This is a genomic window from Sphingomonas sp. 67-41 (assembly GCF_001899725.1).
GTDB classification, from domain to species: Bacteria; Pseudomonadota; Alphaproteobacteria; order Sphingomonadales; family Sphingomonadaceae; genus Sphingomonas; species Sphingomonas leidyi.
In genome coordinates, this window is the sequence record NZ_MKWJ01000022.1 from 1,072,251 (window position 1) to 1,084,728 (window position 12,478).

The following is a 12,478-nucleotide window of genomic DNA, read 5'->3' on the forward strand; positions in this document are numbered from 1 at the left end:
ACAGCCTTGCCCCGGCGGATGGTGCACAGGCAATTAGGGTTAACACCGGAGTCGAAAATCGCGAAGCCGCGCTTTCGTTGCGCTGAACCGGAACCGGGCGCCCGGGCGGGCTTGCTCAATGATGGTCGTCGGGCTTGCGATAGGCATCGTGGCACGCCTTGCAGGCCTTGCCCACTTCGCCGAACTGCGCGGCGAAGCCGGCCTTGTCGCCGGCCTTGGCGAGCTCGGCGAGCTTGGTCGCCGCTGCGGCATAGTCGGCGGCGCGTGCCTCGAAGCCGGCGCGGTCGCTCCAAACGGCGGGCTGCGCCTCGGACGGCGCCGCGCCGCTGCCGGCGGGGAACATGCCGGGGATCGCCCGGGCCCAGCCGGCCAGCGCGCGGGCGGCGAAGCCCAGTGCCTTGGGATCATCGCCACGATCGATGCCCGCCTTGATCTGGCCGAACAGCGCGCCGGACAGCAGGAAGGCGGCCTTGCGGCCGGCGATCACGTCCGCGGCCGGATCGGCGGCGACGGCGCGGCTGGTCGGGGCGGTGGCCGCGAGGCCGGTGAACAGCGCCGCCGCGGCGCCGAGTGCGAGCATGGAAGTGCGCATGGATTCGCTCCCTTGGTCGGAGAAGGCGAGGCTAGGCCTCCTTCCTCTGATCCGCAACGGCCGCGCAACCTTGTCCATTATGGAGATGGTTACCGCCGAAACGGATCGGAGATCCCCTATGCTGCCGGGCGTGGCAGAAGGCGAAGCTCCTCGGGTCGAGTATGCGTGCGAACGTTGCGGCGGTGTTGCCGTTACGCGCGACGCCTGGGCAGAATGGGACGTCAGTTCCCAGGCCTGGGCGCTCAGCGAGACGTTCGATTTCGCCTTCTGCCACCAATGCCACCGCGAGACCCGCCTCGCGGTGCGGCCGGTGGGATAGTCGGGCGGGACTCAGGCTGTGGTCCCGAGCTTCCACAGCACGAACGCCATCTCGTCGGCAGCTTCCTGCAGACTTTCCCACCGGCCGGATTTGCCGCCATGGCCGGCGCCCATGTTGGTCTTGAGCACCAGCACCTGGTCGTCGGTCCGCGTCGCCCGCAGCTTCGCGGCCCATTTGGCGGGCTCCCAATAGGTGACGCGCGGATCGTTGAGCCCGCCCGAGATGAAGAGCGGCGGATAGGCCTGGGCAGTCACATTGTCATAGGGCGAATAGGAGCGGATGAGCGCGAACGCCGCCGGATCCGTCACCGGATTGCCCCATTCGGGCCATTCGCCCGGGGTGAGCGGCAGGCTCTCGTCGAGCATGGTGTTGAGCACGTCGACAAAGGGCACGTCGGCGACGACCACTGCCCACAGGTCGGGATCGGAATTGATCACCGCGCCCATCAGCTCGCCGCCCGCGGAGCGGCCCGCGATGGCGATGCCGCCGGCATGGGTGAAGCCCCGGTCGATCAGCCCCCTGGCCACATCGACGAAATCGTTGAAGCTGTTGGTGCGCTTCTCGAGCTTGCCGTCGAGATACCATTGCTGGCCGAGATCGTCGCCGCCGCGGATATGGGCGATGGCGAAGGCGACATCGCGATCGAGGAACGAGATGCGGCTGGTCGAGAAGCCGGGCGGGATCGCATAGCCATAGGCGCCATAGGCATAGAGATAGAGCTTGCCCGTGCCGTCCCTGGGGAAGTCCTTGGGATAGACGATGGACACGGGCACCTCGGTGCCGTCGCGGGCGGCGATCTTCAGCCGCTCGGTGCGGTATTTCGATCCGTCATAGCCCGACGGGATCTCCTGCACCTTCAGCGTCTCGAGCGTGCCCGTGGCGACGCTATAGTCATAGACCGTGCCCGGCGTGACCATCGACTCATAGCCGATGCGCAGCTTGTCCATCGCATATTCGGGATTGTCGCCCAGCCCGGCGACATAGCTGGCCTCGGGGAATTTCAGCCGTACCGGGGCGATGGCGGCGTCGTAGCGGTGGAGTTCGATCTGATCGAGCCCGTCCTCGCGCCCCTCGACGATGAAATAGTCGGCGAAGCAGGTCACGCCGGTCATGTAGAAATGCGCCGACGGGCCGATGCGCTCGGTCCATTCGCCGGGCGCCGCCACCGGCGCGGTTACCAGCCGGAACTGCGGATCGACGTCGTTGGTGTGGATGAACAGCGTGCCGTCATGCTCGTCCACGTCATATTCGCGGCCCGGCTTGCGGGGGCTGACGCAGACCATCGGCCGGGAAGGATCCTCGGGCGAGAGGAGATAGACTTCGCTGGTCACATGGTCGCCGGTCGAGACGAGCAGATAGTTGCGCGACTGAGTCTCGCCCACCGCCACGCGGTAGCCCTCATCGGCTTCCTTGAAGAGCTCGACGTCCTGCGCCACGGGCTCGCCGAGCCTGTGCCAGCGGGCATTGTCGGTCCGCCAGTTCTCGTTGGCGAGGCCATAGAGGAAGCCTCGGGAGTCCGCGGTCCAGACGATTTCTGAGAGCATGCCGGGGATCGTGTCCGGCAGCAATTCGCCGGTCTCGAGGTCCTTCACCCGGACTTCGAACCGCTCCGAGCCGTTGTCGTCGACGGCATAGGCGAGCAGCCGTCCGTCCGGGCTCACCGAGAAGGCGCCGAGCCGGAAATATTCCTTGCCCTCGGCCAGTGCCGGCTCGTCGAGGATCATCACGTCCGCGCCGCCGCCCACGGGGCGCCGCCACCAGCGCGGATATTCGCCGCCGGTCTCGTAGTCGGTCCAGTAGAGCCAATCGCCGTCCTTCTGCGGAACGGTGGATTCGTCTTCCTTGATCCGCCCGCGCATCTCGGTGAACAGCGTCTCGCTGAGCGGCTTGAGCGGCGCCATCACCTTCTCGAAATAGCCGTTCTCTTCCTCGAGATAGGCGAGCACGTCCTTGTCGGCGACATTGGGATAGGCCGGGTCCTTGAGCCAGGCCCAGGGATCCTCGATCGTGACGCCGTGGCGCGTGAAGCTGTGCGGGCGCGTGGCGGCGACGGGCGGCTTGGGAAAGTCGGTCATCGGCCTTCCCTAGCGCGCCCCTCAGCCGACCGCCACTGCCCGCCGTCGCCGCGCCAGCCGGGGCGCGAGCACCATCGCGAGCCCGGCCAGCGCCATCGCCGCGCCGGCCAGCGACACGGCCGGATAGCCCAGCCCCTGGCGGATCACTTCGCCGCCCAGCGCAGCGCCGATCGCGTTGCCCAGGTTGAACGCGCCGATATTCATCGCCGAGGCAAGGTTGGGCGCCTCGTGCGCGGCGTCCATCACGCGCATCTGCAGCGGCGGCACCAGCGCGAAGCTCGCCGCCCCCCAGAGCGGCAGCAGGAGCATCGCCACCGGCAACGAGAACATGCCGAGCGCGAACAGCACCAGCAGCACCGCCAGCGCCGCCGTCATCGTGACCAGCGCGGCCTCGACCGAGCGATCGGCATAGCGCCCGCCCAGCCAATTGCCCGCGGTGAGGCCGATGCCGAACAGCACCAGCGCCGCCGTCACCTGGAAGGTGGAAGCATGGGCCGCCTCCCGCAGGATCGGCGCGATATAGGTGAAGACGGTGAACATCGCGCTGAATCCAACCATGGTCAGCGCCAGCGCGAACAGCACCGGTCCGCGGCCCAACACGCGCAACTCCGCGCCCATATCGGCGTCCGCCTGGCCGGGCAGCGCCGGCACGAACAGCCGCAACGCCGCCATCGTCACCACGCCGATCGCCGCGATCGCCGCGAACACCGCGCGCCAACCGAACGCCTCGCCCGCCCAGGTGGCGAGCGGCACGCCGCCGATCGTCGCGATCGTCAGGCCCATGAACATCGTCGCGATCGCCCCGGCCCGGCGCTCGGGCGGGACCAGGCCGGCAGCCACCACCGATCCCACGCCGAAGAACGCGCCATGGTTGAGCGAAGTCACGATCCGCGCCGCCAGCAGCATCGCATAGCTGTCGGACAGCGCCGCCAGCAGGTTGCCGAGCGTGAAGATGCCGGCGAGCGCGATCAGCAGCGTGCGGCGCGGCACCCGCCCGGTGGTCAGCGTCATCAGCGGCGCGCCGATCAGAACGCCGATCGCATAGGCGCTGACGAGCAGGCCGGCGGCGGGGATCGAGACGCCGAGATCCCCCGCGATCACGGGAAGCAGCCCCATGGGCGTGAATTCGGTGACGCCGATGCCGAAGGCACCGATGGCGAGCGCAGTGAGGGCGAGGCGGGGACTCATGGATAGGGCTCCGGGATTTGTGCGGCAATGCAAATGGACCGGCATGCACGCGTCCAGTAGAGCGTCGAAAGGCGAAACATCTGTGCTTGGGAATCACGAATGACACGCATCATGGCGGATCGATCGGGCGAGATGGAAATCTTCGTGACGGCAGTGCGCGAGGGCAGCCTCTCCGCCGCCGCGCGCCGGCTCGACCTCACGCCTTCCGCGGTCAGCCGCGCGCTCGGCCGGATCGAGGCCCGGCTGGGCGTGCGCCTGATCACGCGCACCACGCGCCGGCTGGTGCTGACGCCCGAGGGCGATGCCTATCTCCACGCGGCCCAGCGCATCCTTGCCGACATCGCCGAAGTGGAGGGCGCGCTCGCCGACCAGGCCGCGCCGCGCGGGCGCCTGCGGGTCAGCGCCGCGCTGGCGCATGGCCGGCTCTCGGTGGTGCCGCTGCTCGGCGCATTCGTCGCGCGCTATCCCGGCATCCTGGTCGACATCAGCCTCAGCGATACGCTGGAGGACGTCGCGGGCGGCCGCGCCGATGTCGCGATCCGCTTCGGCCCGCTGGCGGACAGTCCGCTCACGGCCCGCAAGCTCGGCGAGACCGGCCGCACCATCGCCGCCTCGCCCGACTATCTGGCGCGCATGGGCACGCCAGCGCTGCCCGAGGACCTGCACGCGCATAACTGCCTCAATTTCAACTTCCGCCGCGCCGAGCCGGTCTGGCCGTTCCGGCGCGACGGCCGCGACTATGCCTTGCCCGTCGGCGGCAATATCGAGGCGAATAATGGCGAGACGCTGGTCCAGCTCGCGCTTGCCGGTGTCGGTGTCGTCCGGGTCGGGAGCTTCCATGTCGAGGACCATGTTGCCGCCGGGCGGCTGGTCGCGCTGCTCGAGCCGTTCAACCCCGGCGATCGCGAGGACATTCACGCGCTCTATGTCGGCGGTGCCACCCGCCCGGCACGCGTGCGCGCCTTCGTCGATTTCCTGGTGGAGAAGCTGGGGCGGTCCTGAATATCGCCAGCGAGCAACGAGGCCGGGCGTCGCCGGGACGGCGACATGGGCTCAATCGATGATCGGATGCCTGTCCCGCAGCCGGTCGGCGATGCGCTCGACCGCCGCATTCTCCTCGGCCTCGCCGCCGGGGGTGATCGACCAGTTGCAATGCGGATGCGTCGCGGCGCTGTAGCGCTTCACCGGGCCGATCACGTTCCGCCACCGCCGCCGCGTACCGCCGACTTCGCGCAGCAGGATGGCGAGGAACTGGTCGATGAGGTCGGCGGCGTTCATGCGCCTTCCGCCGCCAGGCCCTTGAGCCGGTACAGGACCTCGAGCGCATCGCGGGGGCTCAGGCTGTCGATGTCGAGCGTGCCCAGCTCGGTGCGAAGCGCGTCGACGGACTCCTCCTCCTCGATCGCGGCGGCGGCGAACAGGGGCAGGTCGTCAAGGCCCGCGGCCAGGCCGCCGGTGGCGGCGCGGCCGGCCTCCAGCTTGTCGAGCACGGATTTGGCGCGCCGGATCGTCACCGGCGGCAAGCCGGCGAGCCGCGCGACGGCAAGGCCGTAGCTGCGATCGGCCGGCCCTTCCGCGACTTCGTGGAGCAGGACGAGGTCGCCCTTCCACTCGCGGGCGCGGACATGGTGGAGCGTGAGCGCGTCGCAACGCTCGGCGAGCCGGGTCAGCTCGTGATAGTGCGTGGCGAACAGGCACCGGCAGCGATTGTCCTCATGGATCGCCTCGACCACGGCCCAGGCGATGGCGAGGCCGTCATAGGTCGAGGTGCCGCGGCCCACTTCGTCGAGGATGACGAAGCTGCGCGGCGTCGCCTGGGCGAGGATCGCGGCGGTCTCCACCATCTCGACCATGAAGGTCGAGCGGCCGCGGGCGAGATTGTCCGAGGCGCCGACGCGGCTGAACAGCCGGTCGACCAGCCCCAATGTGGCGCGGGCGGCGGGGACATAGCTGCCGGCCTGGGCCAGCACGGCGATCAGCGCGTTCTGGCGCAGGAAGGTCGACTTGCCGCCCATGTTCGGGCCGGTGACCAGCCACAGGCGACTGGACTCGGAGAGGGTGCAGTCATTGGCGACGAAGCGCCCGCCCGACTTCGCGACGGCTTCCTCGACCACCGGGTGGCGGCCGCCCTCGATCTCGAAACAGGCATGCTCGACGAGGTGCGGACGCGCCCAGCCGCCCTCGGCGGCGCGCTCGGCGAGGCCGGCCGAGACATCGATCCGGGCGAGCGCGTCGGCGGTGCGGGCAATGGGCTCGCGTGCGTCGAGCGCGCGGGTGGTAAGGTCCTCGAGATGCGCGGCCTCGGCCGCGAGCGCATGAGCGCCGGCCTGGGTGACCTTGACCGCGACGTCGTGCAGTTCGGGCGCGTTGAAGCGGACGACGCCGGCCAGCGTCTGGCGATGGGTGAAGCCGCTGTCCTGCGCCATCAGCGGATCGGCGTTCTTCGCCGGCACTTCGATATGATAGCCGAGCACGCCGTTGTGGCGGATCTTGAGCGAGCCGATCCCGGTGCGCGTGCGATATTCGGCTTCGAGCGCGGCGATCGCGCGGCGGCCGCCGGCGCCCGCGTCGCGCAGATCGTCGAGCGCGGCGTCATAGCCCTCGGCGATATAGCCGCCATTGGCGGCGTCGATGGGCGGCTCGGGGACGAGCGCGCGGCCGAGCAGGTCGATCAGCGCGCCATGCCCGCGCATCTGGGGCAGGAGATCGGCGAGCAGGGGCGGGATGCCTGTCGCCTCCAGCCGCTCGGCGAGGCGCCAGGCGCCGTCGAGCCCGTCGCGCAGCTGGCCCAGGTCGCGCGGGGAACCGCGCCCGGCGGCGAGGCGGCCCAGCGCGCGACCGATATCGGGCATCGCCCGGAGCGCGCCGCGCACCATCTCGCGCAGGCCCGCATCGTCGTGGAAATGGGTGACGAGATCGAGCCGCGCCTCGATGCCTGGCCGGTCCATCAGCGGGGCGGCGATATCGCTGCCGAGCAGGCGGGCGCCGGCGCCGGTGACGGTGCGATCGACGCTATCGAGCAGGCTGCCCCTGCGCGTGCCCGCCGAACTGATCGTGAGTTCGAGGCTCTCGCGGGTCGCCGCGTCGATCGCCATCGCGGCTTCGGTGCGCGTGACACGCGGCGGGCGCAGGAAGGGAAGCGCTCCCTTGGCGGTGTGCTCCAGATAGGCGGCGAGGCCCCCGGCGGCGGCGAGCGCCGCGCGCGAGAACTGGCCGAAGCCGTCGAGCGTCGCCACGCCGAACAGCCGCTTCAGCCGCGCTTCCCCGCCGGCGCTGTCGAAATCGATTCGCGGGCGGACGACGGTGGCGAGTTCGTCAAAGGCGGAGCCGTCTCCGACCACCGTCTCGGCGGGAGAGAGGCGGGCGATCTCGGCGGCGGCGCGGTCGGCGCTGCTCTCGATGATCTCGAAGCGGCCGGTGGAGATGTCGGCGCAGGCGATCGCCACGCTTCCGCCGGCCTCGCCGATCGCCGCGCACCAATTGGCGGTGCGGCTGTCGAGCAGCGATTCCTCGGTCAGCGTGCCGGCGGTGACGACGCGGATGATCGCGCGGTTGACCAGCGCCTTGGAGCCCATGCGCTTGCGCGCTTCCTCGGGCGTCTCGGTCTGGTTGGCGATGGCGACGCGGTGGCCGGCCTTGATCAGCCGGGCGAGATAGCCCTCCATCGCATGCGCGGGCACCCCGCACATCGGGATGCGCTCGCCGTCATGCTCGCCGCGCGCGGTGAGCGCGATGTCGAGCACGGCGCTGGCGATCTTCGCATCGTCGAAGAACAGCTCGAAGAAATCGCCCATCCGGTAGAAGAGCAGGCAATCCTCCGCTTCTGCCTTCAAGGCGAGATATTGCGCCATCATAGGGGTGGGAGCTGCGGAGGACATGGCTTGCGGCCTAGCGGAACCCGGTGCGCGATCAACACCCCGGCGGGGCATTTTCCTGGGGAAAAGGCCGGATGTGCGGAAATCCGCACATCTGGACGGGTCGATCCGTGCCGATCCGTGGCGGATGCATGGGAATCCGTCGCATTCGGCACATTGCGGCGTCGGAACGGCCCCCCTAAAGGGGAGGCAATCTGGAGAGAAGAATGTCTGAGGAATCGAACGTCCAGTTTTCGGAGCGCGAGGCGCTGCTCTATCACTCCGAGGGCCGGCCGGGAAAAATCGAAGTCATCGCATCCAAGCCGATGGCGACGCAGCGCGACTTGGCGCTGGCCTATTCGCCCGGCGTGGCGGTGCCCGTGCTGGCGATCGCCGAGAATCCGGCGGCGGCCTATGACTATACCGCCAAGGGCAATCTCGTCGCCGTGATCTCGAACGGCACCGCGATCCTCGGGCTGGGCAATCTCGGCGCGCTGGCTTCCAAGCCGGTGATGGAGGGCAAGGCCGTTCTCTTCAAGCGCTTCGCGGATGTCGATTCGATTGACCTCGAAGTGAAGACCGAGGACGTCGACGCCTTCATCAACTGCGTCGAGCTGCTCGAGCCGAGCTTCGGCGGCATCAATCTGGAAGACATCAAGTCCCCCGAATGCTTCGTGATCGAGCAGACGCTGCGGGAGCGGATGAACATTCCGGTGTTCCATGACGACCAGCACGGCACGGCGATCATCGCCGCCGCGGGCCTGATCAACGCGCTCCATCTGACCGGGCGTGACATCAAGGACACGCGCGTCGTGATGAACGGCGCCGGCGCGGCGGCGATCGCGTGCGCCGAGCTGATCAAGGCGATGGGGCTGCCGCACGGCAACCTGCTGATGCTCGACCGGACCGGCGTGATCTATCAGGGCCGCGAAGGGGTGAACCAGTGGCAGTCGGCCCATGCCGTCGCCACCGATCGCCGCACGCTGGCCGATGCGCTGGAGGGCGCGGACGTGTTCATGGGCCTGTCGGCCGCAGGCGCGCTGCCCGCCGAGCTGCTCAACCACATGGCGCTGAAGCCGATCATCTTCGCGATGGCCAACCCCGATCCCGAGATCACCCCGCCCGAGGCACGCGCGGCGCGTCCGGACGCGATCATCGCGACGGGGCGTTCGGACTATCCGAACCAGGTCAACAACGTGCTGGGCTTCCCGTTCATCTTCCGCGGCGCGCTCGACGTGCGGGCGACGACGATCAACGATGCGATGAAGATCGCGGCGGCGACCGCGCTCGCCGAGCTGGCCCGCCAGCAGGTGCCCGAGGAAGTGGCGGCGGCCTATGGCGTGCAGCACAGCTTCGGCCCCGACTACATCATCCCGGCACCGTTCGATCCGCGGCTGATGGAGCTGGTGCCCGCCGCTGTCGCCCAGGCGGCGATGGATTCGGGCGTGGCGACCAAGCCGATCACCGACATGGCGGCCTATCGCCAGGCGCTGCGCGCGCGGCTGAACCCGACCACGTCGGTGCTCTCGCTCGCGTATGAAGGCGCACGGGCCAATCCGAAGCGCGTGATCTTCGCCGAGGCGGAAGAGGAAGTCGTGCTGCGCGCGGCGATCGCCTTCAAGGATGGCGGCTATGGCACGCCGGTGCTGGTGGGCCGCGAGAGCGTGCACGACCGGCTGAAGGCGCTTGGCGCCGATCCGGCGCATTTCGAGCTGCACAACAGCGTCAACTCGCCGCTGGTCGAGCAGATGGTGGAGTTCCTCTATTGCCGCCTGCAGCGCCGCGGCTACCTTCGCCGCGATTGCGAGCGCATGGTCAACCGCGACCGCAACATCTTCGGCGCGCTGCTGCTCCAGCTCGGCCATGCCGATGCAATGATCACCGGCGTCACCCGCACCTGGGCCGAATCGATGCGCCAGGTGAAGCGCGTGATCGATCATGCCCCGGGCCGCACGCCCTTCGGCATGCACGTGCTGGTCGGCCAGTCGCACACGGTGTTCATTGCCGACACCACCGTGAACGAGCGGCCGAATGCCGAGGAACTGGCGGACATCGCCGAGGGCGCGGCCGCCGTCGCCCGCCGCATGGGCCATGAGCCGCGCGTCGCCTTTCTCAGCTATTCGAACTTCGGCAATCCCGAGGGCCAGTGGCTCGACAATGTCCGCGGCGGCATCAAGGTGCTCGACGGGCGCGGGGTGGAGTTCGAATATGAGGGCGAGATGTCGCCCGACGTGGCGCTCAACAAGCGCCAGCTGGCGAACTATCCCTTTGCGCGCCTTTCCGGCCCGGCCAATGTGCTGATCATGCCGGGCCTGCAATCGGCCAACATCTCGGCCAAGCTGCTGCGCGAACTGGGTGGCGATTCCACCATCGGCCCGATGCTGATCGGCATGGAGAAGCCGGTGCAGATCGCTCCGATGACGGCGACCGCCAGCGAACTGGTGACGCTGGCGGTGCTCGCGGCCGGCGGGATCGCACGCTGATCTAGGCCAGCACGACCTCTCTTGCCTGTTACATTTGTAGCATGCTACAAATGTAGCGGGTCAGAGGAGGTCGAGTCGTGATCGAATCGCTGCCGCGCCGCGAGCGCGAGGTTTTCGAGGCGCTGTGCAGCCTGGGCGAGGGCACGGCCATCGCCGTGCGCGGCGCGCTGACCGACCCGCCGAGCGATTCGGCGGTGCGCACCTTGCTGGGCCGGCTCGAGGCCAAGGGGCTGATCGGCCATAGCACGCGCAACCAGGCCTATGTCTACCGGCCGGTGGAGCAGGCCGATTCGGTGGCCGAGACCGCGCTCCAGCGCCTCGTGCATACTTTCTTCCAGGGCTCGGCGGCGCGCGCCGCGACGGCGTTGCTTGGCATGGAGAAGGCGCTCACCCGCGCGGAAGTCGACGAACTCCAGCGCGCGATCGACGAGGCGCGGGGGGAAGCGAAATGATCGTGGAGCTGCTGATCGCGCTCGGCTGGAAATCCGCGCTCGCCTGCGGTGTCGCGCTGCTCGCCAGCCAGGCGTTGCGCGGCCGGCCCGCTTCGCAGCGCGTGGCGGTGCTGCGCGCCGGCGTGGCCGCGCTGCTGCTGCTGCCGCCGCTCCTCCTGGCGATGCCCGCGGTCGAGATAGCGGTGCTGCCGGCGGCCGCGCCGCTATCCGCCTTGCCCGCCATTGCCGAAGCTGCGGCGCTGCCCGTCGCCGCGGCGCCTGTCGTACCCGAGATTGACTGGATCGCCCTGGCCTATCTGGGAGGTGCCGCGTTCGTGCTGCTGCGCCTCGCCATCGGGCTCTTCCTGTTGCACCGCTGGACCCGCCATGCGGTGCCGGCCTCCCATCCCGTGTGGATGGAGGTGTTCGCACGGGCCGCCAAACCCTTGAGGCGGCCCGTGCGGCTACTGGTTTCACCTCATATTGCCTCGCCCCTGAGCCTGGGGATCGCGCCGGCGACGATATTGATCGGCCCGGATATCGAGCGGCGCCCCGATCGCGCCGCCGCGGTGATTGCGCACGAGATCGCGCATGTTAGCCGGTTCGACTGGCCGGCGATGCTCGCCGCTCGGCTGGCGCTGGCCCTGTTCTGGTGCAATCCGCTCGCCTGGCTGCTCGTCGCCGAGCTGGCTCGCCAGACCGAGCTGGCCGCCGACGAGGACGCGCTGCAGCATGTCGGGCGTGCCGATTACGCGCAGACGCTGCTTGCGGTCGCCGGCGGATGCGGGGCGCATGCAGCTTGCGGCATGGCGGTCGCGCGCGGTGCGATGGCGCGGCGGATCCGGCGCGTGCTCGATGCGGCCCCGCGCAAGCCGGCGAGCGGGCTTGCATGCGCGCTGCTGATCGGTGGCATCCCGCTGGGGATTGCGCCGCTTGCCGCGATGCAGGTCGTCGAGCGGCCCCAGGCGTCGGCCGTGCCGGGAGGCGATCGTGCGGCGGCCCGGCCGGCGCCCGCCATGTCGCCTTCCCAGGTGCGGGAGGAACCGGCACGGACACCTGTGGTGCCGGCGCCACGGGCATCCTCTTCCCGGCATGACGAGTCGGTACGCGTCCTGGCCAAGGCCAGGGCCCTGGTCGCGTCGACTCCCGCCCCGACCCGGGATGTGCCGCGCGCTGCGGGGGCGGCGGCGCGGTTCAGGGCCCAAGCGCCGATGCCGACCATGGGCGAGGCAATTCCACCGGCCGGCACGGGCACCGCACGCAGAGTCGCGCCGCCGACGGAACAGCGGTTCGCCGCCGTGCAGCGCCTGCGCAAGGCTGCGCTGGAATATCGCGACCGTGCCCATGACCGTGCCCTGCCGCTCGATGTCCGCCAGGGCTATCGCAACGTGGGGGCATCACTGGCGGACGAAGCCGACCGGCTGGAGAGGCAGGCCCAGCAGATGGCGGGCGTCTACTAGCCCCCCAACCCGGCACCACCGAACCGAAGCGCGGCTTTCGCGCCACGGGGCCGGCTTGCCCGGCGACTTGAAGGGA

The 12,478-nt window shown here is 69.5% G+C and carries 10 protein-coding genes; 5 read left to right on the plus strand and 5 right to left on the minus strand.

Features of this window, described 5'->3' with window-relative positions; translation table 11 throughout:
* Window positions 1-115: 115 nt before the first annotated feature.
* Window positions 116-592, minus strand: coding sequence for a c-type cytochrome (locus BGP17_RS16170; protein ID WP_286712692.1), 477 nt, complete (start codon window positions 590-592; stop codon window positions 116-118).
* Between BGP17_RS16170 and BGP17_RS16175 the strand changes: the two genes are divergently transcribed.
* The gene (locus tag BGP17_RS16175) at window positions 591-911 is read left to right on the plus strand and encodes a hypothetical protein (protein WP_286712694.1); all 321 of its coding nucleotides are present in this window, start codon (window positions 591-593) and stop codon (window positions 909-911) included. The genes BGP17_RS16170 and BGP17_RS16175 overlap by 2 nt on opposite strands.
* An 11-nt stretch (window positions 912-922) precedes the next feature.
* Here the strand turns inward: BGP17_RS16175 and BGP17_RS16180 are convergent, their stop codons facing one another.
* The gene (locus BGP17_RS16180) at window positions 923-2,986 is read right to left on the minus strand and encodes a S9 family peptidase (protein ID WP_286712696.1); all 2,064 of its coding nucleotides are present in this window, start codon (window positions 2,984-2,986) and stop codon (window positions 923-925) included.
* Window positions 2,987-3,007: 21 nt separating this feature from the next.
* Window positions 3,008-4,174 carry an MFS transporter gene (locus BGP17_RS16185; protein ID WP_167299544.1) on the minus strand — a complete coding sequence of 389 codons (1,167 nt, stop codon included), beginning with the start codon at window positions 4,172-4,174 and terminating at the stop codon, window positions 3,008-3,010.
* Between the two features lie 99 nt (window positions 4,175-4,273).
* On the opposite strand from BGP17_RS16185, the gene BGP17_RS16190 reads away from it, so the two are divergent.
* Complete coding sequence (locus BGP17_RS16190) at window positions 4,274-5,176, plus strand: LysR family transcriptional regulator (RefSeq protein ID WP_167299543.1); 903 nt, start codon at window positions 4,274-4,276, stop codon at window positions 5,174-5,176.
* Window positions 5,177-5,227: 51 nt separating this feature from the next.
* Here BGP17_RS16190 and BGP17_RS16195 read toward each other — a convergent pair whose 3' ends face one another.
* Both BGP17_RS16195 and mutS read right to left on the minus strand, forming a co-directional pair.
* Window positions 5,228-5,452 (minus strand): hypothetical protein, encoded by a 225-nt coding sequence (locus BGP17_RS16195; protein ID WP_167299542.1) that lies wholly within the window; start codon window positions 5,450-5,452, stop codon window positions 5,228-5,230.
* Window positions 5,449-8,028 carry a DNA mismatch repair protein MutS gene (gene mutS, locus BGP17_RS16200; RefSeq protein ID WP_286712788.1) on the minus strand — a complete coding sequence of 860 codons (2,580 nt, stop codon included), beginning with the start codon at window positions 8,026-8,028 and terminating at the stop codon, window positions 5,449-5,451. Before mutS ends, BGP17_RS16195 begins: the two co-directional genes overlap by 4 nt.
* Before the next feature lie 227 nt (window positions 8,029-8,255).
* Between mutS and BGP17_RS16205 the strand changes: the two genes are divergently transcribed.
* The 3 genes from BGP17_RS16205 to BGP17_RS16215 all read left to right on the plus strand — a co-directional run bounded on the left by BGP17_RS16205 (window position 8,256) and on the right by BGP17_RS16215 (window position 12,402).
* Entirely contained in the window at window positions 8,256-10,511 is a 2,256-nt protein-coding gene (locus tag BGP17_RS16205) for an NADP-dependent malic enzyme (RefSeq protein WP_167299541.1), read from the plus strand.
* 77 nt (window positions 10,512-10,588) lie between these two features.
* Complete coding sequence (locus BGP17_RS16210; RefSeq protein ID WP_167299540.1) at window positions 10,589-10,963, plus strand: BlaI/MecI/CopY family transcriptional regulator; 375 nt, start codon at window positions 10,589-10,591, stop codon at window positions 10,961-10,963.
* A complete protein-coding gene (locus BGP17_RS16215) occupies window positions 10,960-12,402 on the plus strand; it encodes a M56 family metallopeptidase (protein ID WP_286712697.1) in 1,443 nt (480 codons plus the stop codon). Before BGP17_RS16210 ends, BGP17_RS16215 begins: the two co-directional genes overlap by 4 nt.
* Window positions 12,403-12,478: the final 76 nt, after the last annotated feature.